We start from the raw sequence: 25,087 nt of genomic DNA on the forward strand, positions 1-25,087 counted from the left end.
AGACGATTAATGATATATTATTATTGAATAACTTCTACATTTACCGCGTTCAAGCCTTTTTTGCCACGTTCAACTTCGTAACGTACACGATCGTTTTCACGGATCGAATCTACCAGGCCTGAGGAATGAACAAAAATATCAGATTCACCATCAGCTGGTATAATAAATCCGAAACCTTTTGTTTCATTGAAAAATTTAACTGTTCCTTCTTTTTGCATTGTAATATTTATTAAAAGCCCGCAAGGTAGGGATAATAATTAAGGAAAAAGTATTTTCTTCCAATTATATTGAAATAGTACATAAATATTACTTTTTGCTTCAATTAGCTTGGTTTTTATTTATGAGATGATCCCAGATTATACCATAAATAGCTGTTGCTTGAACGCTATTAACGTTTTGGGCGTTATCAGTTATCAGTACAGGCTTATATTCTGCCGGTATATTAACTCTGCCGTGCGAACCTTTAATAAGGGTAGCATTTAAAGGAATTACATCCATTACATATCGGAAACCCAGTTTCTTTCGCAGCAGTTTGTATCCCGCTCTTGCTTTTGAAGTCATAAACATCTCAACAGGATCATAGCCTGGCTTTTTATGGATATCAACTACCCGGGCATAATCAGGAGCTTTGGTATCGTCAACCCAGAAATAATAGGTAAACCAACTGTTCTTATCAGCCATTACTACGAAATCTCCTGATCTTTCATGATCTATTCCATACTTCACCTGTTCCTCTCGGTCCAGTATCAATTCAATCCCGGAAGTTTTTTCCAGAATTGCTTTTACTTTTTCTTTTACTGAAGGATCATTGATATAAACATGTGCCACCTGGTGATCTGCTACGGCAAATGCTTTGGAAGCTCCGGGATCAAGCAGTTCAGTGCCTCTTTCTATCCTTATTCCGAGTAAATTATTTTCTCTTAAGATCCTGTTTAAATGTATCGGTTGGTTAACCGGCGCAATTCCATATTCAGACAGGATTATAATTTTAGCTTTCTTCTTCTCATAGAACGTAACTAATTGTTCAATTACGCCGTCAACCTCTGCCAGTTCTTTTGATATTTTAGAAAGATCAGGGCCGAATTTTTGCAGGCAATAATCAAGATGAGGCAGGTAAATCAGTGTTAATGTCGGATTGTATTTATCATCCGTATACATGGAAGCATCGGCAATCCATTGTGTTGACTTAATATTTGCGCCTGGTCCCCAGAATTGGAAAAGTGGAAATTGTCCGAATTTTTCCTGTAGTTCATCTCTTAATTCTGCAGGATGTGCATAGCAATCGGGATTTTTTCTGCCGTCCGCTAAATATTGCGGACGTGGTGTAACAGAATAGTCAGCCGATGAATACATATTGTACCACCAGAACATTTTTGAGCAGGTAAAATTCGGGTCTTCTTTTTTTGCAGCTTCCCAGATTTTTTCAGCCAGCACAAGTTTGTTAGATTGTTTCCAGAACTTGATTTCACAATCTTCGCGATCATACCACCCATTGCCTACTATCCCGTGTTCATCTGGAAGTTTGCCCGTAACATACGTTGACTGAACGGAAGTTGTTACTGCAGGAAGCAGTGGTTCAATAGTATTTAAATGGCGATTTTCTATATATTTTTTTAGGAAAGGTGTGTGTTCTCCAATTACGGATGATGATAAGCCGACAACATCTATAACAACTGTTTTATTCATGTTAGTGCTTTTATAATAATCCTTTAACCCATTGTAACTCGCGAATAATCGATTGTTTAATAGGTAGTTTTAATTGCTCGGGAAGAACTTCCCAGGTATATGTTTCTACTTCAAGGTGATTGGTAAATGGATCAGCATTAAATAATTTAATCAGTTCACTAATATCATTCTGAGTAGTTTGCAGCGCTCCCAGATCTTCAATAAACAAGGGAACATGGAAATGAGCCCGCCATTCCTCTACCGCCGGATTATCTGCATCCTGTAACGCTTGCGGAAGGTCGGGATAACGAATAAGGCCGCTGCTGTTTGTTCTTGCTACAACCTGATGCAGGTAAGTAGATTCATTAAAATTGGAAAACGCTTCTTTTACGGCATTTCTGTTTGCTCTCAGAGAGGCCTTCAAAGCAGCGCTTATTTGAATTTTTCCAACTTTTATTTCTTGCTTTTTTAATTCTTTCAGCACTTCTGCATGCACTTCATATCCAACAGCAAAGTGACAGATATCGTAACACAGGCGGATGTGTTCGCGTAATGCTTCTTCCGCTTCCTGTAAAGAGATGGAGAATTTATTTGCCAACATGTTTTGCCCTTTCGGTACCAGATCCTGCAGGAACCATTCAATAAATTCTGCTCCTGTTTCTAAAAGACCGTCAGGTTCCGGTTCAATATCTAAATGAAGCGTTAGTCCGGTTTCTTTTTTTAGTTTGATAAGATGTTCTGCAACTTCAATAAAATGTTCTGTCGCCGTTTTTCTTGCTTCAGCTAATTCCTGCGAGTCTGGTTTAAACCAATGCCTGTAGGTGAGGGGCGAGGTAGAAACGCCTCCGTCGAGCCCTTCGGGAAGCAAAGCCACTAAAATGTTAAATAGTCTTTTCGTATATTCTACTCGTTCACGGGTTGTCCAGTCGGGGGTATGAACATCGTCTTTAACACGGGTATGATGAAAACCTCCGTATGGAAAACCATTCATGGTAAAAACATAGGCCCCATTTTCGGTCAGCCAGGTCTTAAAAACGTTTAAATTGCCTTCTTTTATCAGCTCAGTACTTGCTTCATTGGAAAGGCGTAGGCCGATCCCCATTTTATTATCAGGAGATAAGTCCTTTTTAATTGCCGGAAAATTTTGCTGCAGGGCAGCAAAATGATCATGCCAGCTCTCACCCGCATGTATGTTAGTGCAATAGGTCAAATGGGCATTTAGAGTTTCCATATCATGTGATAGTGATTTTCACTATAGTTGAAATAACAGTATATCGAGCAAAAGGAGAATGAATGTCGGCAAAATGTGGGTCTAACTGATTACAGCCTGATATTCCTTCAGTATTTTGCCTGCTTCACAAATTAGTCTGTGGTCCATTTCGTTTACTTCCTGTCCTTTTCCAATAGCAACCAACATGGTGATCGTTAATTTGCCGCCTAAATGCTCCTGGAATTCCTGTAAGCCTTTAAGAATCGGACTGTCTGCCTTTTCTGCTTCCAGTAAGGGATGAGTAACTTCAAATCCGAATTGAAGGAGAAGTTTCACAATCCGGTCACTGTCTGTTTTAGATAATCTTCCTGATAGGTTGGAATAAACGCTATCCAAAGCAATGCCCATTGCGACAGCCTCGCCATGAAACACCTCAAAATTTGAAAGTTGTTCGAGTTTATGGGCGCTCCAGTGGCCAAAATCTAAAGGACGGGCTGAACCTAATTCGAAAGGATCGCCGCTGGCAATATGCTGCAGGTGAAGTTCTGCACAGCGTTTGATTAGATATTCCATTGCCGGCATATTTCGTGCTACCAAAACCGACGCATTCTCCTCAAGCCAGTAAAAGAAGGCAGCATCTTTAATGAGCGCTACTTTTACAGCTTCCGAAATTCCTGATCGCCAATCCCGGTCGGTTAGGGTAGTAAGAAAATTAAAGTCGTTGAATACGGCAACAGGAGGTACGAATGTGCCCAGAAAATTCTTTTTCCCCTGGTAATTCACTCCGTTCTTCACGCCAACTCCCGAGTCATTTTGTGAAAGAACAGTAGTGGGAATACGAATATGTTTAACTCCCCGATGAGAGATAGCAGCCGCATAACCAGCTAAATCTAAAATTGATCCGCCGCCTATTGCAGCTAAATAGGAATGACGGTCTATCCCGTTGCGGTTTCCTGAATCGATTATTTGTTCTAAAAATACCGGATTGTTTTTTGCCTGCTCTCCTCCCGGAATAATCAATAATTCCGGAATTAATTGCACATCCCGATACTCAGAAAAGTATGTTTTTATTTGTTCTGTTAATTGAGGATGGACTTTGCTAACGCCGTCATCAATTATAAAAAGGATTTTTTGTGTAATGCCTTTCGTATGTCTGTCCTTTAAAAAGGTCCCTAACAGGCAGTTTGAAGAATCAAAAAGCCGGGTTGTGAAATGAACTTTATATTCAAATTTAACTGTAAACGATTGTTGTAAATAATCCATAAAGATTTTAGCCTGTGAGAGCCGGAAAGATTTGTAAAAGTTAAAGATGTAAATTTACTAAAAGGCGTATATAATTTTGCCTTTGTAAATGTCATGTTACTGCAAATAATCCTGCAAGCTTTATTGATAAGGGGAGTAATAAAAAAATGGCGATAGCGGGAATAATTGCACCGAAAGCCGCAGCCCAGCTGGCATTCATAATAATTAAAGCAAGTACTCCGGCTTTAACCGCCTTGCCGATATTTTTCCCAACCGGATCTTTAACCGCATTAAATAATGGTAAAAATATTATCCACGCAAACGGAAACAGGATGAGCAATGCGAAAAGCAGATTATTTTGACTATAAGCCTGGTATAAAATAGAGGCAATTACAAGACTGTAAAGAAAAGCAGCAAAGTACAATGTAACAGGTTTGCCCCCATGTACTTCTCCGCGGCTAATCATTGTTATAGCAGCAATGTAAACGACAGGGGCAAGTGATAAAAACCACCATGAATTTAATTCCATTGGAATAATGCTGATACCCAAAAGCAGGTTTAAACCTCTGCAAATCCCCATATTGACAGGGCCCAAGTAATTCTGATGTTTGCCCCATTTATCATAAATCAAAGCTGATGCAGCCGTAAGAAAGGCCAGAATGCCTGAAACAGGATTAACAATAAATGCGCAAACCAATCCAATGAGCAAAAGTACTGACCCTAAAGCAGTCGCTTCTTTTAACGAAACAACACCGCTGGGAATGGCCCGTTCCGGACGCTCAATTTTGTCTAATTCCGCATCAAAAACATCGTTGAATACAACCCCTCCTCCATATAAACCTTTTGTAGAAGCGCAAAGTAATATAACCGGCCAGATATATGCGAAATCAAAATGTGCATTATTAAAATAACCGGCTATAGTAATTCCAGCAAGTACATCGGCAACAGCAGTTACAATGTTTGCCGGCCGCATAAGTTGAAGAAATGCCGTTATTTTTTTCAAGATTATGATTGTTGCGAACTATTATTTAAGTGACATGCTAATCATTAAGAGGTTCTTCTACTTTACCTAATTATAATAGAATCTTTGTCAATCCGCGGTTGTTGACCGCCTCTTAAAATAGTGTTCCCTTCAAACTTCTGGCTCTGATCAATTCCTTTTACAGTGATAAAGTCGGCTTCATCAATTTGTCCGCTTTGAGCAAAAGCGGTTATAGCATTCTTGTATGTTACCAATTGAATATCTTCTAAACTTATTCCATTGGCTTTCATCAGAACTGCGGTTTTGGGAACTGCCAAGGGGTCGCTGATTCCCCAATCGGCAGCAGAGTTAATCATGATTCGTTCTGTTCCATATTGTTTAACTATTTCAACCATCCGTTCGTTGCCCATTTTTGTAAAAGGATAAATGGTGAAAGCTGCCCAAAAGCCACGATCCAAAACTTCTTTTACAGTTTCCTCATTATTATGATCGATGATTACAGAATAAGGATTAAGGCCATGCTCTATTGCAATGTCCATGCTGCGTTGCGTACCTTTCTTTTTGTCACGATGCGGAGTGTGGATCTGAACTGGCAGATTAGCTTCTTTAGCCAGTTCCAACTGCAGGCGGTAATATTTTTCTTCAGCTGCGGTCTGATCGTCAAAGCCAATCTCACCTATACCTACAACTCCTTCTTTATAAATAAATAGCGGAAGCACTTCCATTACCTGTTCTGCCAGCGCTTCATTATTAGCTTCTCTAGAATTTAAGCCAATGGTGCAATAGTGTTTAATTCCAAATTGGGAAGAGCGGAACCTTTCCCATCCGATCAGGCTGCTGTAATAATCTTTAAAAGTATCTACGCCGGTACGGGGCTGCCCTAGCCAAAAAGCCGGCTCAATTAATGCAACAACTCCTGCATCGGCCATGGCCTGGTAATCATCCGTAGTACGTGAAGTCATGTGAACATGAGGATCAAAGAATTTCATCCCTTTGATACTGTCCAGGTTTACAGGCTGACTTTTTATACCTTCTTCAATTCTGTTAGTTATATCGTGACTACAACACATAGTTAATAGGTTTATTAGGCTATTGCTGCTTGTGCAACAACATTCCACGTTAATTCATTTTTTTCAACAGCAGCTTTTAGGTCCGGATATTGCTCCAGTAATTGCCTTGCAGGAGCGAATCTGCTTGATGAACACGCCAGAGCCGCCGCTTTCTTTTCGGTTTCATCGCCTTCTTTAAATAGTTTCTGAATATCTTCAAAAAGGTTTTCATTTAGAAACGGCCCCACTAATCGCCATAGTTGAGGGTTTATTGTTCGGTGAGCTGCCCAGCGCTCATGAGCGTAATCGGATAAAGTATCGGCTAATTTCTGATTTGCCCGCTTATCCAGGCCAATTATCTTATTTACAGGTTTATCTGTGAAAAAGGCCTTCAGCACCAGCTGATTCCATGCAGATTCATCCAAATTTTCAGCAGGATAAGGATTGTTGCAGATAACGGATTCAAGAACAGAGCCGATATTGCTTCTGATGCCTTCGGTACAGCGAAAAGTCCATTCTTCAGGATATGCAAGGAGTGGCAATGCTGAGTACAGGGCAACAAGCTCGTTCATTTCGGCAGCCTGAAACAAGCTGTTAATAGTTTCAGTATAGTTGCTTTTGTTTTCTGTCGGAAAATGCAGCAAAAACCAGATTCTGCTTAACTGATCGGCTGTAAAGCCGTGTAAGTTAAAATCTTTCCTGATTTGCTGTGCTTGTATTTGCTGTTCTGCAGAAACAGTTAAAAGAGATTTTCCGACAAAACGTGGGGCGGCAGTAAAAGCAGTAAAAAAGGAACTTTTACTGCCGTCTTTAAATAAAACGGTTTTGTCATTTAACCATTGAAATCCCTGAGGTTTTAAATTCTGCTTTAATATCTCTGCAAATAATGAGAGAAGCTTTTTTAAATCATACTCATACATCGGTAACAAAGTTAAAAAACAATATTACCTTAAAATGTAATTTATATCATATTTTCCTCATTATTTCAATTCAAATACTGCCCGCATCTGGTAATTCAGTTTGATTTTTTTGAAGTCAACATCGGGCATTGCGCCTGCTTCTGCAGCGTCAGCCTTCATCATGTAATTAGAGCGGTATATCGGCTGTGGATACGATTCGTTATTTATTTCCTGTATTTCCAGGGCGCTACCAATTTTTTCATTTACAGCTTCTGCAAGGTAAGCGGCTTTCGCTTTTGCCGCCTGCAATGCTTTAACTTTTAAATCTTTTTTTAACGATTCAATTTTTGAATAATCGTAACTGTCAATATTGGTATATTCAATTCCGCGGGAATCTACAGAACCTATTATCTGGTTAAGCTTAGTTAGGTCTGTTACCTTAATCCGGTATTGCTTGCTTGCCAGGAAATCAGGGTTTTTCTTCTTTTCCCAGGTATAATTATAGCTGGATATATTATTGATTGTAAAATTTTCTTTCGGGATTCCGGCATTCAGTACAGCGCTTTGCAGTTGTTTTTCCAGGTCTTCGATGATAACTTTCTTTTTATTGCTGTTATCCTTAAAATATTCTTTCAGAGAAATGCTGATATAAATAATGTCAGGTGTTACTTCTGCTTCTGCAGAACCGATAACCTCGATTCTTCTCCTGGTATCTGGCTGTTGTGCAAAAGATGCTAACACGATGAGGCTTAACGCAAGTGCTGATAGTAATTTTCTCATAATCATATATTAAGTATTTACGGGATGTAATATTGCTGTTTTTGCATAATCTGTATACAGCCATATACGAATCTTACCAAGTACACGTAACAGGTTGCTGCAAAATAAACTTTAGGGATGAAGGCTTATTCTTCAACAATTTCGCTATGCGGATGGCTTTCTTCTTTCTTTTCCTCTTTGAAGTAATGTTTCTGGAAAAGCAGAATTAAGATAACCCCTACAGAAATAGCAGCATCAGCAAGGTTAAATACCGGCCGGAAGAAAATAAAGCCTTCACCTCCCCAGAAAGGTATCCATGCAGGAAATGTTCCTTCCAGAATGGGAAAATAAAACATATCTACCACTTTTCCGTGGAAAAGGCCTGCATAGCCTCCGTTGGGTGGAAAGAGTTTGGCGGGATAGAAATAGGAGCTTTCGCTGAAGATTAATCCGTAAAAAGTAGAATCAATAATATTGCCAAGCGCTCCGGCAAATATTAAGGAAACGTTTAGGATGAGGCCTCTGTGGTATTTCTTTTTAATAAGATAATGTACACCGTACCCGATTCCTATAACAGCTACAATGCGGAACAAAGTAAGAGCAAGCTTTCCGGCTTGCCCTCCAAATTCCATTCCGAATGCCATTCCGTTATTTTCGGTAAAGTGAATGATGAACCAGTTACCGATAATTTTAAATTCCTGGCCCAGGCTCATGTTCATTTTGATCCAGAATTTAAGTATCTGGTCGGCAATAAGAACAAAAAGAATAAGCAGGAACGGCTTAGTATAACCTTTCATTAATATTGCTTCATTTTTGCCTCCATACTCAGAGTAGTATGAGGTACCGCACGTAATCTTTCTTTTGGAATCAGTTTTCCTGTTTCACGGCATATTCCGTACGTTTTATTTTCGATACGCACCAGGGCAGCTTCCAGATTTTCGATAAACTTTTTCTGGCGGGAAGCTAACTGGTTGATCTGTTCTTTTTCCAACGTAGCCGATCCGTCTTCCAATGTTTTGTAGGTGCCGGCAGTATCATCGGTTCCGTTCAAGTTCGGATTGCTTAATGATTGCGTTAATGAAGCAAGTTCGTCTTTTGCACTACGCATTTTTTCGAGAATGATCTCTTTAAATTCCTGCAATTCAGCGTCGGAATATCTTGTCTTTTCGTTATTTTCCATATTCGGCTTTTTCTATAGAAATTAATACTGATTTATCATCTATTTCTACCGCTTCTCCTTCCTGTAAATTCTCTTTCAATTCAAATGAATCTGCAAGAATTTCGGTGCTAATATATGATAAATTATTTTTAACAGCTTCGGCAATAAAAGGAAGGTCAGCTATGCGTACCCTGATTTTATCCGTTACTTCAAATCCAAGATCTTTTCTTAAGTTTTGGATGCGGTTTATCAGTTCGCGTGAAATTCCTTCCTGCTTTAACGCTTCGGTTATGGTAACATCTAAAGCAACAGTTAGTTTTCCCATATTGGTTACCTGCCATCCCGGAACATCTTCGGCAATTACTTCCACATCTTCTGCCGGAATATCAAGCGTTAGTCCTTCGTTTTTAAAACAGATCTTTCCGTCTTTTTCGAATTGAGTAATCTCGGCTTGCGACAGCGTATTCAAAAATCCGGAAACATCTTTCATATATTTTCCTGCCTTTGGGCCCAATGCTTTAAAATTCGGTTTTATCTTCTTTTTTATAATTCCGGAAGTATCGTTTATATACTCAATGTCCTTTATGTTTGTTTCAGATAAAATCAAATCTTTTACGCGTTCAACTTTCTCCCGAAAGCTGTTGTCCAGCACAGGAAGCAATATTTTGTTTAGCGGCTGTCGTACGTTGATGCCTACTTTTTTTCTCAGGGAAAGTACCATAGAAGAAATATCCTGGGCCAGTGCCATCCGTTCTTCCAGCGCTTTATCTACCAGCATTTCGTTATAAACCGGAAAATCCGACAGGTGTACCGACTCTGCCCGTTCTTTCCCTGTGACATTATTTAGATCCAGGAACAGGCGTTCACTAAAGAAAGGTGCAACCGGCGACATCAGCTTTGCGATGGTGTTTAAACAGGTGTAAAGAGTCTGGTAAGCAGAAATTTTATCTTCGGTATAATCTCCTTTCCAGAAGCGGCGACGGCAAAGTCGCACATACCAGTTGCTTAAATTTTCATCTACAAATTCCTGTATGGCTCTGGCAGCTTTCGTAGGCTCAAAATCCGAATAAAATCCATCTACGTCTTTTGTCAGCGTATTTAACAGGGAAATGATCCATCGGTCTATTTCCGGTCTTTTTTGCGGAGCGATATCTTCTTCTTTATATTCAAAGCCATCAATATTGGCATAAAGCGAGAAGAACGCATAGGTGTTGTAAAGCGTACCAAAGAACTTTCTTCTTACTTCATCAAGGCCATCAAAACTGAATTTTAAATTATCCCAGGGTGACGCATTACTGATCATATACCAGCGGGTGGCATCAGCACTGTATTTTTCTATAGTTTCAAAAGGATCAACGGCGTTACCCAGACGTTTCGACATTTTGTTGCCGTTCTTATCCAGAACCAAACCGTTTGAAACGACATTTTTAAATGCTACAGAGTCGTTCAGCATAACAGCGATGGCGTGAAGCGTAAAGAACCATCCACGGGTCTGGTCAACTCCTTCAGCGATAAAATCTGCAGGATAGGCGCTGGCAAACTTTTCTTTATTTTCAAAAGGATAATGCCATTGCGCATACGGCATAGCGCCGGAATCAAGCCAAACGTCAATTAGATCAGGCTCTCTTAACATCTTTTTCCCTGATGCCGAAACAAGTACGATGTCGTCAACATAAGGGCGGTGGAGTTCGTTTACTTCAAATCCTGATTCCATAAACCCTGCGTGCACGGCTTTTGAAATCTCCTCTTTCAGTTCGTCGATTGAACCTATGCAAATTTCTTCAGTCCCGTCTTCTGTTTTCCAAATCGGAAGCGGGGTTCCCCAGTAGCGGGAACGTGATAGGTTCCAGTCTACCAGGTTTTCAAGCCAGTTTCCAAAGCGGCCTGTGCCGGTCGCTTCAGGCTTCCAGTTAATTGTTTTATTTAATTCAACAAGCCGGTCTTTAACTGCCGTCGTTCGGATAAACCAGCTATCTAATGGATAGTATAATACAGGTTTGTCGGTGCGCCAGCAATGGGGATAACTGTGTTCGTATTTTTTTACATCAAAAGCCTTATTATCTTCTTTCAGCTTAATGGCTATCAGAACATCCGTTGGCTTAAAATCCGGATTATTGCGTTCCTCGTTGCTGTAATATTCCTCTTTTACAAAACGTCCTGCAAAATCAGTTACTTGGTCAACAAATCTTCCCTGGCGGTTAACCAAAGGGAATTCGTTCCCATTGCCATCTGTTACCATAACAGAAGGTACGTTGTTTTCCTTAGCAGCCCGAAAGTCATCAGCCCCAAATATGGAGGCGGTGTGTACAATCCCGGTTCCATCTTCGGTAGTAACAAAATCGGCAGGAATTACACGGAACGCATTTTTTTCCAGATTCTCGTTGCTGACATAAGGCATTAGCTGGTAATAACGTAAACCAACAAGTTCTTTGCCTTTAAATTCTGCAGTTTTAGTCCAGGGAATTAATTTGTCTCCGGCCTTATAATCCTGAAAAGAGCCATTTTCAGCTTCGGGTTTAAAGTATTTCGATACCAGGTCTTCTGCAAGAACAACACTTACAGGTGTAAACGTATATTGATTAAAGGTTTTTATTTTTACATACGTTATATTCTCACCAACGGCCAGGGCACAATTTGAGGGAAGTGTCCAGGGTGTGGTTGTCCAGGCAAGAATCGCAGTATCTTCTCCTTTATCTTCAAACAAAACCGGTATCAGGGGGTGTATCTGATCGGGTTTTAAACGAAATTCGGCAACGACAGAGGTATCTTTAACCATGCGGTATGTTCCCGGCTGGTTCAGCTCATGAGAACTTAATCCCGTTCCTGCTGCCGGAGAAAAGGGTTGTACCGTATAGCCTTTATATAGTAATCCTTTATTATATAATTGTTTAAGAATCCACCAAAGGGTTTCTATGTATTCGTTTTTGTAAGTGATATACGGATTGTCAAGATCAACCCAGTAGCCCATTTTCTGCGTCAGGTCGTTCCATACATCGGTATATTTCATTACCTCTTTCCGGCAGGCTTCATTATAATCTTCTACCGAGATCTTTTTCCCGATATCGTCTTTAGTGATGCCGAGCGTTTTTTCAACCGCCAGTTCAATAGGCAGTCCGTGGGTGTCCCAGCCTCCTTTTCGCTCAACACGATATCCTTTAAGCGTTTTATAGCGGCAAAAAATATCCTTGATAGAGCGGGCCATTACGTGATGAATTCCGGGCATTCCATTTGCTGAAGGAGGCCCTTCATAAAAGGTATATGGTTTTGAAGCCGGGCGATTTGAAATACTTTTTTCGAAAATCTGGTTCTTCTGCCAATAATCAAGTATTTCTTTACCCGTTTCTGATAAGTTTAATTGCTTATATTCTTTGTACATCAGCCGTTTATCTTCGAATTTAAAGTGGGCAAAAATACGGAAATAAGCCCGAAAAAAGTAATTAAAATTGAAGCGGAGCGGTATTTCGGCAATATTTTTGTAATCTTTCTATTCCCCGTGCTTTATTACAAAAACAGTATCAACTCTTTTATTTAATATTACGCCATATATGTTTAAAATGAGAAATAAATTCATGAGCCGCGGCTTACTTCTATTGATAGCAGGAGTAGGATTTATTCTTTTGGGAAAGTTAATTCAGATCAGAGACTGGGGATTGTATGGATGGGCTATGATTTTAGGAATCCTGCTTTTTGGAGTTGGGTTTCTGATGATGCTATACAGCCTGATGCGGAAAGTAGAATACCAGGGTATTATAGAAGACCGGGCTGCCGAAGCTGAAAAACAATCTGAACAAAATGAAAATTAACCTGATATCTTGTTTCTGCTTGTTTTCGTTTATTATTCCTTAATTCTTTCCTAATTTCATTTTCTTTACAAGTTTCCTGAAAAAGAATGCTCCATAAAACGCGAGGTATTGTATTAAAAAGTACAAACTATTCTGAAAGCAGTGTGGTTGTGCAGATATTTACAGAGAAATTTGGTATTCAATCTTATTTAATAAACGGAGTTAAAAAACCGAAAGCCAAAATCAGGAATAGCATTTTACAGCCACTGCACCTGCTGGATATGGTAGTTTATCACAAGCCGGAGGGTAACCTGCAAAGGGTGGCAGAAGTTCGGCAAGTTCCTTTGTTTCAACATATTCCGTATGATATTGTAAAAAGTTCGCTGACTCTTTTTCTGAACGAGGTTTTATACAAATCATTAAAACATCAGCAAACGGATGAGCAACTTTTTGATTATATTTTTCATTCTGTAGAATTACTGGATAAAATAGAAGGGAGCCTGAATACTTTTCATCTTCATTTTTTGCTAAAACTAACACGATACCTCGGTTTTTATCCAGATTTAACCAATTCAAATTTTAATTATTTTGATTTGAAAGAAGGGATTTACAGCAATGTTCCGCCTCCGCATCCGTATGTTCTGGATGAGCCCTACAAAACTTACTGGGAAATACTGGTAAAAGGGAACATTGAGAACCTGGGGAAAATAACAATACCTGTAACAGAAAGACGTGTTCTTTTAGAAAGATTGCTTGACTATTACAGGTTGCACATTGATGGGTTTGACGAGATCAAGTCGCATCATATTTTAGAAGAGGTATTGAATTAGGATACCTGGTTTTCGCTTTTTTTCAGCGTTTCGTCAATTATCTCTTCAAGCTCTGTTAAGTCGAAAGGCTTTTCAAGGTAAGTGTCTGCACCGGCCTGTTTAGCTAAACTTTGAATGTCATTATTCGCCGAAAAATAAATAACAGGAATATTTTTAAACTCAGGATGTTTCTTTAAAGTCTGAGTAGCAACTATACCGCCTGTTTCGGGGATCCAGTTATCCATAAGAATAACATTAGGCTTTACCCTGCCTACTGTATCTAATATATTATTGCAATGCGGAGAGGTGTGTACTTCCCAGCCCTGTTCTTCTAAAATATAACTGCATATTGAAAGAATATCCAAGTCATCATCAAAAATCATTACCCGTTTAGACATAATTTAAACTTAAGAGCTTTACATTTTTACCTGATAAGTTATTAATAGCTAATTTTATTTTTCTCCTGGAATTCTTTCAAGGACCCGGCCCTTGCTGATTTTACAGATATAAAACTGACTTTAATACTTAAAGAAAATTTTCCTTCCATTTGAAACGCCTGTTGCTTTAAAATGTTTTAAGTATTTTAATTGTTTGCATGTATACTTCACACATTTTAACTTTTTCAACTCTAAAGTAAGGGCTAAAAGTACAATATTTACTCAGAATGGTTCTTCTTCACAATATTAATACAAAAGATTTCTCAGTGCTTAATTTGTATTATTGGCTAAAGAGACTACAAAAGATTTTTGATCAGATCTTCTGTAGAAATTCCTTCAGCCTCGGCTTTGTAATTTCTAACTATCCGATGCCTTAAAATTGGTTCTGCAATCCGCTGAACATCTTCAATGTCAGGTGAGTATTTTCCATTAATTGCTGCATGGCATTTTGCTCCGAGTACCAGGAACTGCGATGCTCTCGGACCTGCACCCCAGCTTAAAAATTTATTAGTTTCTGCAGAGGCCAGCGGCGTGTTGGGCCTCGTTTTAGCTGCCAGGGAAACGGCGTATTGCAGTACATTCTCTGTTACAGGAATATTACGTATCAGTTGCTGAAAATACTGTATTTGCTCGGCACTCAAAATCTTGCTAAGTTCTGTTTTTACATTTGCAGTTGTGTTTTTTACTACCTGAACTTCCTCTTCAAAAGAAGGATAAGACAAAGAAACATTGAACATAAAGCGGTCTAACTGCGCTTCAGGTAAAGGATAAGTTCCTTCCTGTTCTATGGGGTTTTGTGTTGCAAGAACAAAAAATGGTTTAGGCAGGGGATAGGTTTTGCCACCAACGGTAACAATTTTTTCCTGCATTGCTTCCAGCAAGGCTGCCTGTGTTTTTGGCGGAGTTCTGTTTATTTCATCAGCCAGAAGAATATTTGAGAAAACCGGTCCGGGAATAAACTTAAAGGAACGCTCTTCTCCCAGAATTTCAGAACCTATAATGTCTGAAGGCATCAGGTCAGGTGTGAACTGGATACGGTTAAAGCTGAGGTCTAATACCTGCGAAATGGTTTGAACGAGCAGTGTTTTAGCCAAGCCCGGTACTCCTACCAGCAAACAATGCCCATTGCTGAAAATGGAAATCAATACCGACTCAATAACGGAATGCTGGCCAATTATTACTTTTCCAATTTCCTTCCGAATGTTATTGTAGGAAGCACTAAGAGCATCTACCGCTTCTATTTCTGAATTATAGGACATTTACATTTACTTATCAGGACTGGTCCAGATCTTCAGCGACGAACAGTTTTGATATTCATCAGCTATTTTAATATAGGTTGCTTTTCGCCTTTTTTCAAACCATTCACTAACTGTCCGGCTCAGTTTATCTTCCAAAGCTACATCCTTTATTTTCGGGAAATCCTGATCAAGGTTGGCTTTGTGCGGTTCTGTTCGTGATTTAAGATAAAGAAAATGGTAAGCCTGTTTGCCTGATTTATCTGTAAAAAGTTCGGGTTTGCTATACGTACCTACTTTCATAGTGTCTATAGTCAAAAATACCTGCGGATCAAGTTTATCGGTAGGAATATAAGTGGTTCGGCTTTGCACATTTTCCGCATTGAGCATCATGCCTCCGTTGTACTTGGTTTCATTGTCGTCAGAATACAAAGAGGCGGCTGTAGAGAAGGGAATTTTATTGTTTACAACATCCTGGTAAATGCTGTCGATGTGGCTTTTGGTTCTTTCTAAACTAGCAGCGGTAGGTTCGGTTTTAATCAGAATATGACGTGCCCTAACCTGCTCTCCGCGGCGTTCCATTACCTGCAGTACATGGAACCCGTACTCTGTTTCAAAAACAGGCGATAAATCGCCGGGTTTTAATTTAAAGGCCATGGCTGCAAACTCTTTAACCAGCATAGTTCTGTCCATAAACCCTAAGTCGCCTCCTTCGGCAGCAGATCCGGGATCCTGTGAGTATAAGCGAGCTAAAGTTCCAAAATCTTCTCCGCCTTTTACACGTAGGCGCAACGATTCGGCTTTATCACGAAAAGATTGCTTTTCTTCTTTGGTTAGTTTAGGATAAATAACAATTTCGCCAACTTCAACTTCTGCATTGTAATAGGGCAGGCTGTCTTTGGGTATCGCTTCAAAATAACGCTTAACCTCTAAAGGTGTTATGGTTACTTTTTCTGTTATTTTACCCTGCATTTTGTTGGCAACAAGCTGTTCGCGTACGTCGGGGCGCATCTCATCCTTATACTGAATTACGGACCGGTTCAGGAATTCTTCCAGTCGCTCCTGTCCGCCGGCACGGCTTGTCATTATTCTTAAACGCCTGTTTATCTCATCTTCAACCTCATCTTCTGTAACAGAAACGGAATCTATTACAGCTTGTTGTGCCAATAATTTTTGAGTGAGCATTTGCTGCAGAATGTAGCATTTAAGTTCAGGATTTTCCTGGCTTCCCTGCATTAAAGCCTGGGCATACTGCTGGTCAATATCCGATTTTAGTATGATGGTATTGCCAACTACGCCAGCTATCTTGTCTAAGGGTTGAGATTGTGCGAAAGTTTGTGTTAATGTTGTTAAAAGTAATATAAAAATTATCCCTAAGGTCTTTCTCATTTGTTCTGTTTCAAAATTACCGGCCGGTATATCAGTTCAGACCGGGAGCATTAATAACGGATCAAAGCCGTTTTTTCAATTCGCAAAAATATCAGATATTCTTATTATTTCCCTGATTTTTAGAAAATCAATTCGCGTGTACCTGTTATTAGTCGCCTAAGTTAGGTTTTTCTTTCAATCGGCTTTAGCATTTAACTATTTTTAACAGATAATCTTATTTTTGCGTATGCCCTCGTTAAAAACATCCGATCATCTTGCCTTAAGTTTACTGCTTTCTGAAGATTTGTATTTGCTTAAAGAGGAAGAGATAATATCTTCTGCTAAGGCATCTCCTCCTGAAACGGTTCCCGCAAAGAAAGAGGAAGAAGTGTTTTACAATTATCTGGGTGAAAACAATAAGTATTTGTTGCTGCTGGTAGACGATCCGCAGAATAAAATTATTGATAAGAAAGAATTGGAATCATTAATAAACATACTCCAGGCAAAAAAACTTGAACTCAGAGATGTGGCAATTTTAAATATCAATTCCTGCAAGGCCATCGCTTTTGAACAGCTAAAATCTTTTTTCGCCAGCAGGAGTATGGTGTTATTCGGAATCAATCCTTCACGATTGGAAGTGCCGGATATTGTAAGTAACAAAATCAGCGAATATAAAGGAGTAAAGTTACTGGCAACTTACAGCTTTGCAGAGATGCAAAACGATACGGTAAAAAAACGCGTTTTCTGGAACGAAATGAAATTATTGTAATGTTTAAAACACTGGTATTCGCAAGTAATAACCTGCATAAACTTGAGGAAGTACAACTGCTTGTGGGCACTGAATTTCAGTTAAGAAGCCTGAATGATATAGGCTGTTTTGACGATATACCTGAAACAGGAGCAACTTTTGAAGAAAATGCGCTTTTAAAAAGCTGTTATGTGTACGACAGATATAAGATTGATTGTTTTGCCGATGATTCCGGATTGGAGGTAGAAGCATTAAATAATGAACCGGGAGTTTTTTCGGCACGTTATTCCGGTACCCGGGATTCAGAACAGAACCTGCTTCTTGTGTTACAAAAACTTAAAGGCATTGACAATCGCCGGGCCTCTTTCAGAAGTGTGATTTCTCTTATTTTAAATGGCGAGAAACATCTTTTTGAAGGAGTTGTTCGTGGCCACATCCGACACGAATTATCAGGCGTTAAAGGTTTCGGCTACGATCCGATCTTTCAGCCTGAAGATTATTCAGTTACATTTGCTGAAATGGATATTGACCAAAAAAATGCCATTAGCCATCGTGGTATCGCTATCAAAAAAATGGTGAGTTTTCTCCTGCAGCAGTAAAGCGTTATTTTTTAGGCTGTTTAACTTTTTTTGCAGGCTTAGCTGGTGCCTTTTTTGAAGTTTTAACAGCTTTCTTTTTAGCTAAGACCGGTATTATTTCCTCTTTAGATTTGGGTCGTTCTTTTGGTTTCCAGATAAAGCCTTTAAGAATCTCGGTGTCTTTTGGTATTTTTTCAATAGGATAAAAGGTCATTTCAGGTTTCCTGATGAAAATAATATCCTTCAGCTCGTTTTTTTCAAAGATCACTTTTATACGGCTGCTTACAGAGCGGTTCATCCCCGTGTAAACGCTGTCTTCTTTTACATAGTAAATACTCTCTGCATTTCCATCTACAAACATCCGGTCCATTTTATTGTCTTTAAAATATCCCGTAAGAACTTTGCCTTTTATCTGGTTAAATTTGGTTGAATCTTTTTCTGTATTTACTATAAACCCGTTATTCTGAAGCAGCATATTATCCAGTTTTCTGTTTTTTAGCTGCAGGTAAACAGTGTCGGCAGAAAGCTGCGAACCCTGGGTCCAGATGATTGGATTCCTGTAGCAGCGGATAGTAGAATCTGTATAGCTGTAAAAAGCGGAATCGGCTTTAGCCTGTAAGTCAGATTTAAAGATTTTTACTTTATGATAAGCCATGATGATTCTTGTTTTTGCTGTGTCATCAACGGCATTGGTTTTAATTGAATCTTTTTTTAGCGTGAGTTTTGTCGTGTCTGTTGTGGTAGAATCGCTTGCAACGACAGTGGGAGGAATAGTTGCAGCATTGTTTTTTTCCGTTGGAATACTTTGGTTGACGTTTTTGTTTTTATTCCGCCTTCTTTCCTTTCTTGAAAGTTTCTTTTTGCTGCCGGTGTTTTCTTTGGCAACCGGTGTTTGTACGGCAGGAGTGTCTGTTTTGTCGGTTACAGCAGTTTTCGGCGGATTGTCTTCCGGTACTATTTTAGTTTGTGCAGAATCAGGATGTGTTTTCAGCGAATCTTCCTTTAACTTTGGTTCCGGAGTATTATTCGTAAGCGAATCTTCAGGCACAGACGATGGCTGAACAGTTACTGCATCGATATTTTCAGGAGGATTGTTTTCTTCCTCACTTTGCTCTTCTTTTTTGTTGTTTTTTCTTTTATCCCGACGGGCATTTTTTCTGGTATTGATTTCCTCATCAGCAGAAGTATCGTTATCGTCAGTGTCGGTGTTTGAAATTGACGTGCTGTTTGTTGCGCTTTCGGCGGTAGGGTCTTCCAGTTCAGTGTCTTTTTTTAGTTCTTCCTTAAATAAAGGTTGTAAATCTTTTTTCAATATCACTTTTGTGAACAAAGTATCAGAAGTCAACCAAATCGAATCTACGGAGGCTGAATCCTGTGTCATTAACACGATGTATGGATTTTTTGTCACCAACGTGCTTTCATCAGCTTTGCGGTAAATTCCAAGGTTACCTTTCATAATGATTTTCTGGGCAGTATCAATAAAGGTTATATTTTTCACCGCTCTGCCGTATCCGGCCTGCTTATCGTAAAATAAACTGTCGCCCTGTAAGGTTTTGCTGCCGTCTGTGTACAAGTTATTTTTACCGAAGCGGGCCTGATCCGTTAAGGTGTTGTAGTCGCCGTTTTCGGTGTATAAATTAGTGCTGTCTTCCTTGCTCATAATATTCGTTGGTCCAAAGAAATAAGCAATTTTAGTTTCTGAATTGTATTTTAAGGTATCACACTTAATTAATGCCTGCGGCGTATTTACCTCTACATTGTATCGGAAATAAGCATCGCGGGAAGTTGAGAAGTAATAACCATTTTTACTGGTGAGCACATTTTGAGCATTTACTATTTTCCCTCCGCCGGTATAGGTACCCACACGTGTTGCCATGTTATAGGTGAGGGCTTCTGTGGTAAGAATAGCGTCCTTATCAACCAATCGTACATTTTTTGTGAGCAGGGCAATGCGGGTATTGCCATTATAATTTAACAGATCAGAATAAACGGTTGTTCCGTTAGGTTGAGTAATAACTACATTTCCGTAAGCATCAAAGGTATTCCGATCCTGATTAAAGGTGGCGCTGTCTGACGAAAGGGTCGATCCTTCATGTGAAAATACGGGTTTTATCACTCTTAACAGTCCTGACGACCCAAAGCCTTTCAACTTCTCCGAGCTGACTAACTGTACCTGCTGTATTTGCTGGGCTTTGAGCTGCAGCGCAGCTGTAAATAAAAAAAGAAGTGAATAAATTATTTTTCTCACCTTGCAAAATTAGCTTTTATAAAGGATATTAATAATTGCTGTTATAATCAGGATAGTTATTCTTATACAGAATTGATAATTTTGAGCGATGTTACCCATAGAACGTTTCCTGGACTTTGTTAAAAGCAATAAACTTTTCTGTAAAAACGAGAAAATTTTACTTGCAGTAAGTTCCGGGAAAGATTCTGTTTTAATGGCCGAATTTTTTAACGCTGCCGGGATAAGTTTTGGTATAGCACATTGTAATTTCCAGTTACGCGGAGAAGATTCTGTTCTGGATGAAGAATTTGCAAAACAACTTGCAGATAGTTACAGAGTTCCTTTTTATTTTATCCGGTTTAATACCGAGCGATATGCAGAAGAACAGCATATTTCCATCCAGATGGCAGCAAGGGAATTACGCTATGAGTGGTTTGAACAAATCCGGAGCAGATTTAATTATCAATATGTTGCATTAGCGCATCACAAGAACGATGCCGCTGAAACCATGCTGCTTAACCTGGTTAGGGGAACGGGTATATCGGGGCTGCACGGAATTCTTCCCAAACGGAATCTCCTGATACGGCCGTTATTGTTTCTAACAGCTGCTGAAATTGCCGCTTTAGTTGAACAGAATGCAATTGCTTATCGGGAAGACGTATCCAATAGCTCAACCAAATATGCAAGAAATAAAATAAGGTTAGAAGTAATCCCCAAGCTGAAAGAGCTGAATCCTGCACTTGAGCAAACTTTTACAGCCACTGCCAAACGCTTTGCAGAACTCGAGGAACTTATTTCAGTAAAGGTGAAAAGGTTACAAGAAGAACTTTTTATTCCTTCTCCCCAAGGCGTTGTAATTTCTATTGAAAAACTGAAAGCATTAAGGCCCTTAAATCTTTTAGTGTACGAGCTTTTTAAGGAATATAATTTTTCAGAACCCATTTTGGAAGATTTATCAGAAGCATTTGAAGCCCAGCCCGGCAAAGTATTTGAATCTGCAACACATCGGCTTTTGCTTGATCGCGGCAACCTTCTGCTTTCGGAAAAAGAAACTGCAACATCAGAAACAGTTTCTTTGAATAAAGAAGATCAGCTTGTTTTCTGGAATAATAATAAATTGAAAATTACAAATAAACAGGCATCGGAAGTAGAAATAGCTAAGGATCCGAAGGCAGCTTTTCTGGATGCTTCGTTTTTAATATATCCTATTCAAGTTCGTTCCTGGAAAGAAGGCGACTTTTTTTATCCTTTAGGTATGAAAGGTAAAAAGAAACTAAGCGATTTTTTTACCGGGCTTAAAATTCCAAGATTGGCTAAAAGTGAGATACCTGTACTGATAAATGGGAACAATGAAATCATGTGGGTGGCAGGTTATCGCATAGATGAACGTTATAAAGTTAAACCCGCTACTGAAAAAGTTACTATATTCGAGCTTGTTAATATATATGGAGAATAACACAGTATTTGTAGAAAAGCAATATCTTGGAAGAGATTATACACGTATAAGCGTTCGCCTGGTAATGGCGCTTTTCTGCTTTGCCGCCTATTATATTACAGAAGAAAGGGAGCGAAACGGCGATTTGTTTCTGGTAGTCGGGGTAGCTATTTTAATAGTTTCGGTAATAATGATGTTTATGCTTCACTACCGGACTACCGTGAAAAATAAAAGTGTAATTATAGATGGTTTGTGGACAACCCGTCTGGTAAAAATAGATCTCAACTGCATTGTAAAAGTTGAACGAAAGCTCTATAACTCTTACATTATTAATAATCCTGTTTACAATCTTCATCAAAAAGGGAAAATAAGATTTTATGCCGGGGGAAAAGAAGCCATCAGTTTAATAGACCGCGATGGTTTAGAATATATAATAGGTACTCAGCACCCGGGAGAACTGGAACGGGCCGTAAGAGCTGAGCTTGCAAAATGATTAAATTTTTCGTTTAAGTAAAACAAAATTCTCCAAAAAATATTTTAAAACATTTACAATTGGCTGAGGAATTACTTCCTCAACTAATTTGAAATTACTAATTTTGTAAAAAACTACAATATCTATAGAGTATGCTAAGTTTCAGGAGCGAATTGGAAAACCCTGTGGTAGCTAAAGAAATCATCGAACTTGAAAAGAAGATTCGGATGTATCGCGAGGGTACCATGCAGGAAGATAAATTTAAAAGTTTACGTTTAGCGCGTGGAATTTACGGACAGCGGCAGCAAGGCGTGCAGATGATAAGGATTAAATTGCCTCACGGGCGTTTAAATACTAAAAAATTAGAGCGTATTTGCGATGTATCTGATAAGTATGCCACCGGAAACCTGCATATAACTACCCGTCAGGATATTCAGTTACACTTTGTAAGCCTTGATCGTACTCCTGAACTTTGGGAAGAGCTTGCACAGGACGAAATAACAATTAGGGAGGCTTGCGGAAATACAGTTAGAAATATTACGGGTTCGCCAACTGCCGGAATCGACCCGAAAGAGCCTTTTGATATAACTCCGTATGCCCGTGGTTTTTTTGAATATTTGTTACGAAACCCTATCTGCCAGGAGATGGGCCGTAAATTTAAAATTGCATTTTCTTCATCTGAAGAAGATACTGCTTTTACATACATTCACGATATTGGTTTTATCCCCAAAGTAAAGTACCTGGATGGCGAGGAAGTAAGGGGTTTTAAAGTAGTTATTGGTGGCGGACTGGGTGCACAACCCTATATCTCTGAGGAGATTACAGAATTTATGCATGAGGATTTAATAATTCCTTTTGCAGAGTCAATAATCAGAGTTTTTGATCGCTATGGTGAGCGTACCCGCAGAATGAAAGCGAGAATGAAGTATCTGATCCAGGATATTGGAAAGGAAGCCTTGCTTGAACTGGCAGAAAAAGAACGCCTGGCATTAAAAAATAAAGTTTATAAAATAAACCGTGAAATGCCGGCAGTACAGATACCGGATAAGATTTTTACAGCGGAGGTTGCTAATAAACTGAAATACGAACAATGGCTGGCTACCAATATTTTTAAACAAAAACAGGAAGGATATGTAGCCATAGGGATAAAAATTCAAAATGGAGACATTAAAACTCCTGTTGCCCGCCAGCTTGCAGCACTTATCCGGGATGTTGCAGCAGATGATATCCGGATGACAGCTGCACAGGGCATCATGTTACGGTTTATTCGTGAGGAAAACCTGCCGTATGTTTTTGAGCAACTGGATTATTTAGGGCTTGCATCTCCTGGCTATGGCAGTGTTGCCGATGTTACTTCCTGCCCCGGAACAGATACCTGTAACTTAGGTATTTCAAATAGTACAGGAATTGCCCGTGAGCTTGAAAAAGTAATACTTGAAGAATATCCTGATCTGATCTATAATAAAGATATAACTATAAAAATAAGCGGATGCATTAATGCTTGCGGACAGCATTCTATAGCTGCCATAGGCCTTCATGGTTCCAGTATGAAAATAGGTAAACTTGTTGCACCGGCATTACAGGTTTTATTGGGTGGCGGGTCGACCGGAAACGGTACAGGCGTTGCTTCAGAGAAAGTAATTAAAGTGCCAAGCAAAAGAGGCCCTCAGGTTCTGAGAACGCTTCTTAACGATTACCATACAAATGGTTTTGAAGGCGAGTTGTTTAACGAGTACTACCGCCGTCAGGGAAAGATCTATTTTTACGATCTCTTAAATCCGCTGGCTAATCAGGAAACAGTTACACCAGATGATTTTATAGACTGGGAGCAGGAGGAGCCTTATAAACCAGCTATCGGTGTAGGTGAATGTGCCGGAGTAATAATTGACTTGGTTGCAACTTTATTATTCGACTCTGACGAAAAAATTGAAAAAGCTCAAGACGAATACAACGCTGGAGAATATGCTGATTCTATCTATTATGCTTATACTTCTTTTGTAAATACAGCAAAAGCATTGCTATTAGGCGAAGGTGTAAAAACCAATACGCAAGCAGGTATAATCAAGGATTTTGATGAAAATTTTGTAGCTACAGGCCGGATTCCCTTATCAAGCAGTTTTTCAGATATTGTGTACCAGATAAATCAGCACGAACCTGATAAGGAATTTGCTACCTACTACTTGGAACAGGCTCGTTTGATAAAAGAAACGGTTTCTAACTATCGCGAGAATCAGCTGGTTGCTAAAGTTTAGAGTTTAAAAAGCTGCCAGTCTTAGATAGCCAATACGATAAGTATTTATTGCCATGGCAACAGTTGATAAAAAAAAAAACAGGAAAGAGCAGAATACGCTCTTTCCTGTTTTTTTGAAACTTGAAAAACTCAAGGTACTTGTTGTAGGCGGAGGGGATGTAGCATTGGAAAAGCTAAGCGCTTTGTTTCAAAATTGCCCTGATGCAAAAGTGAAACTGGTAGGAACCTTGATAAAGCCGCAAACAGAGAAATTTCTTTCTGCTAATAAAATATTTTTTGAGGAACGTCCGTTTGCTGTTACAGACTTAGAGGATACGGATCTGGTAATAATTGCTATTAATGATAAAAATATCAGCAAAGAAATTCAGCAATGCTGTTCAGAGCGTAGGATTTTAACCAACGTAGCCGATACTCCGGAACTTTGCAATTTTTACCTGGGATCAATTGTTCAAAAGGGTAATTTGAAACTCGCAATTTCAACCAATGGAAAGTCTCCAACTATTGCAAAAAGGGTAAAGGAAGTTTTGATTGAAGCCTTTCCGGATGAGATGGACGATGTGCTGGATAATATGGCAATAATAAGGAACAGGCTAAAAGGAGATTTTTCGGATAAGGTGCGTCAGCTAAATGAAATCACCAACGTGCTGGCAACTACAGATGGAAGTAAACGCAAATATCTGTCGGCAACGGGCCTGATAATTGCAGCCGTATTTTTTATTGCAATGGGTTATTTTTTATTTTTCGTTCTTCATAATTAGACCGGAAAATTCGCGAGGGATA

General features: G+C 39.3%; 23 protein-coding genes. 8 read left to right on the forward strand and 15 right to left on the reverse strand.

The window, feature by feature from the left end; all coding sequences use genetic code 11:
• Positions 1 to 20: 20 nt before the first annotated feature.
• From ACLCDL_RS04010 to ileS, 11 genes are all read right to left on the reverse strand, one after another.
• The gene (locus ACLCDL_RS04010) at positions 21 to 218 is read right to left on the reverse strand and encodes a cold-shock protein (protein WP_423146981.1); all 198 of its coding nucleotides are present in this window, start codon (positions 216 to 218) and stop codon (positions 21 to 23) included.
• A 100-nt stretch (positions 219 to 318) separates the two neighbouring features.
• Positions 319 to 1,686, reverse strand: a complete 1,368-nt coding sequence (locus tag ACLCDL_RS04015; protein ID WP_423146982.1) for an alkaline phosphatase family protein — start codon at positions 1,684 to 1,686, stop codon at positions 319 to 321.
• A gap of 10 nt (positions 1,687 to 1,696) precedes the next feature.
• Positions 1,697 to 2,896 carry a metabolite traffic protein EboE gene (eboE, locus tag ACLCDL_RS04020; RefSeq protein WP_423146983.1) on the reverse strand — a complete coding sequence of 400 codons (1,200 nt, stop codon included), beginning with the start codon at positions 2,894 to 2,896 and terminating at the stop codon, positions 1,697 to 1,699.
• Positions 2,897 to 2,977: 81 nt separating this feature from the next.
• Entirely contained in the window at positions 2,978 to 4,138 is a 1,161-nt protein-coding gene (locus ACLCDL_RS04025; RefSeq protein WP_423146984.1) for a 3-dehydroquinate synthase, read from the reverse strand.
• A gap of 91 nt (positions 4,139 to 4,229) precedes the next feature.
• A complete protein-coding gene (gene eboC / locus ACLCDL_RS04030; protein ID WP_423146985.1) occupies positions 4,230 to 5,120 on the reverse strand; it encodes a UbiA-like protein EboC in 891 nt (296 codons plus the stop codon).
• Positions 5,121 to 5,182: 62 nt separating this feature from the next.
• The gene (locus ACLCDL_RS04035) at positions 5,183 to 6,169 is read right to left on the reverse strand and encodes a TatD family hydrolase (RefSeq protein ID WP_423146986.1); all 987 of its coding nucleotides are present in this window, start codon (positions 6,167 to 6,169) and stop codon (positions 5,183 to 5,185) included.
• 14 nt (positions 6,170 to 6,183) lie between these two features.
• Positions 6,184 to 7,068 carry an EboA domain-containing protein gene (locus tag ACLCDL_RS04040; RefSeq protein WP_423146987.1) on the reverse strand — a complete coding sequence of 295 codons (885 nt, stop codon included), beginning with the start codon at positions 7,066 to 7,068 and terminating at the stop codon, positions 6,184 to 6,186.
• A 60-nt stretch (positions 7,069 to 7,128) separates the two neighbouring features.
• A complete protein-coding gene (locus tag ACLCDL_RS04045) occupies positions 7,129 to 7,827 on the reverse strand; it encodes an SIMPL domain-containing protein (RefSeq protein ID WP_423146988.1) in 699 nt (232 codons plus the stop codon).
• 125 nt (positions 7,828 to 7,952) lie between these two features.
• A complete protein-coding gene (locus tag ACLCDL_RS04050) occupies positions 7,953 to 8,603 on the reverse strand; it encodes a lipoprotein signal peptidase (RefSeq protein WP_423146989.1) in 651 nt (216 codons plus the stop codon).
• Complete coding sequence (locus tag ACLCDL_RS04055) at positions 8,603 to 8,986, reverse strand: TraR/DksA family transcriptional regulator (protein ID WP_423146990.1); 384 nt, start codon at positions 8,984 to 8,986, stop codon at positions 8,603 to 8,605. Before ACLCDL_RS04055 ends, ACLCDL_RS04050 begins: the two co-directional genes overlap by 1 nt.
• Entirely contained in the window at positions 8,976 to 12,341 is a 3,366-nt protein-coding gene (ileS, locus tag ACLCDL_RS04060) for an isoleucine--tRNA ligase (RefSeq protein WP_423146991.1), read from the reverse strand. Before ileS ends, ACLCDL_RS04055 begins: the two co-directional genes overlap by 11 nt.
• Before the next feature lie 178 nt (positions 12,342 to 12,519).
• Between ileS and ACLCDL_RS04065 the strand changes: the two genes are divergently transcribed.
• Positions 12,520 to 12,768 carry a hypothetical protein gene (locus ACLCDL_RS04065; RefSeq protein ID WP_423146992.1) on the forward strand — a complete coding sequence of 83 codons (249 nt, stop codon included), beginning with the start codon at positions 12,520 to 12,522 and terminating at the stop codon, positions 12,766 to 12,768.
• A gap of 86 nt (positions 12,769 to 12,854) precedes the next feature.
• On the forward strand, positions 12,855 to 13,577 hold the full coding sequence (gene recO, locus ACLCDL_RS04070) for a DNA repair protein RecO (protein ID WP_423146993.1): 723 nt from the start codon (positions 12,855 to 12,857) through the stop codon (positions 13,575 to 13,577).
• Here recO and ACLCDL_RS04075 read toward each other — a convergent pair.
• The 3 genes from ACLCDL_RS04075 to ACLCDL_RS04085 form a co-directional block, all read right to left on the reverse strand.
• A complete protein-coding gene (locus ACLCDL_RS04075) occupies positions 13,574 to 13,954 on the reverse strand; it encodes a response regulator (protein ID WP_423146994.1) in 381 nt (126 codons plus the stop codon). The genes recO and ACLCDL_RS04075 overlap by 4 nt on opposite strands.
• Before the next feature lie 335 nt (positions 13,955 to 14,289).
• Positions 14,290 to 15,252, reverse strand: coding sequence for an AAA family ATPase (locus ACLCDL_RS04080; RefSeq protein ID WP_423146995.1), 963 nt, complete (start codon positions 15,250 to 15,252; stop codon positions 14,290 to 14,292).
• Positions 15,253 to 15,258: 6 nt separating this feature from the next.
• A complete protein-coding gene (locus tag ACLCDL_RS04085) occupies positions 15,259 to 16,617 on the reverse strand; it encodes a peptidylprolyl isomerase (protein ID WP_423146996.1) in 1,359 nt (452 codons plus the stop codon).
• 226 nt (positions 16,618 to 16,843) lie between these two features.
• On the opposite strand from ACLCDL_RS04085, the gene ACLCDL_RS04090 reads away from it, so the two are divergent.
• Both ACLCDL_RS04090 and rdgB read left to right on the forward strand, forming a co-directional pair.
• On the forward strand, positions 16,844 to 17,365 hold the full coding sequence (locus ACLCDL_RS04090) for a hypothetical protein (protein ID WP_423146997.1): 522 nt from the start codon (positions 16,844 to 16,846) through the stop codon (positions 17,363 to 17,365).
• Positions 17,365 to 17,943 carry an RdgB/HAM1 family non-canonical purine NTP pyrophosphatase gene (gene rdgB / locus ACLCDL_RS04095; RefSeq protein ID WP_423146998.1) on the forward strand — a complete coding sequence of 193 codons (579 nt, stop codon included), beginning with the start codon at positions 17,365 to 17,367 and terminating at the stop codon, positions 17,941 to 17,943. Before ACLCDL_RS04090 ends, rdgB begins: the two co-directional genes overlap by 1 nt.
• Before the next feature lie 4 nt (positions 17,944 to 17,947).
• On the opposite strand, the gene ACLCDL_RS04100 is transcribed toward rdgB, so the two are convergent.
• Positions 17,948 to 20,170 carry an OstA-like protein gene (locus ACLCDL_RS04100; protein ID WP_423146999.1) on the reverse strand — a complete coding sequence of 741 codons (2,223 nt, stop codon included), beginning with the start codon at positions 20,168 to 20,170 and terminating at the stop codon, positions 17,948 to 17,950.
• A gap of 88 nt (positions 20,171 to 20,258) precedes the next feature.
• Here ACLCDL_RS04100 and tilS point away from each other — a divergent pair, with 88 nt between their 5' ends.
• From tilS to ACLCDL_RS04120, 4 genes are all read left to right on the forward strand, one after another.
• Positions 20,259 to 21,605, forward strand: a complete 1,347-nt coding sequence (tilS, locus tag ACLCDL_RS04105) for a tRNA lysidine(34) synthetase TilS (protein ID WP_423147000.1) — start codon at positions 20,259 to 20,261, stop codon at positions 21,603 to 21,605.
• The gene (locus ACLCDL_RS04110) at positions 21,595 to 22,077 is read left to right on the forward strand and encodes a hypothetical protein (protein ID WP_423147001.1); all 483 of its coding nucleotides are present in this window, start codon (positions 21,595 to 21,597) and stop codon (positions 22,075 to 22,077) included. Before tilS ends, ACLCDL_RS04110 begins: the two co-directional genes overlap by 11 nt.
• A gap of 131 nt (positions 22,078 to 22,208) precedes the next feature.
• The gene (locus ACLCDL_RS04115; protein WP_423147002.1) at positions 22,209 to 24,308 is read left to right on the forward strand and encodes a nitrite reductase; all 2,100 of its coding nucleotides are present in this window, start codon (positions 22,209 to 22,211) and stop codon (positions 24,306 to 24,308) included.
• A 52-nt stretch (positions 24,309 to 24,360) separates the two neighbouring features.
• Positions 24,361 to 25,065: a precorrin-2 dehydrogenase/sirohydrochlorin ferrochelatase family protein gene (locus ACLCDL_RS04120; protein WP_423147003.1), complete on the forward strand. Its 705-nt coding sequence runs from the start codon at positions 24,361 to 24,363 to the stop codon at positions 25,063 to 25,065.
• Positions 25,066 to 25,087 lie beyond the last annotated feature (22 nt).

This window comes from Rubrilithobacter danxiaensis (genome assembly GCF_047272945.1).
GTDB classification, from domain to species: Bacteria; Bacteroidota; Bacteroidia; order Sphingobacteriales; family Sphingobacteriaceae; genus Rubrolithibacter; species Rubrolithibacter danxiaensis.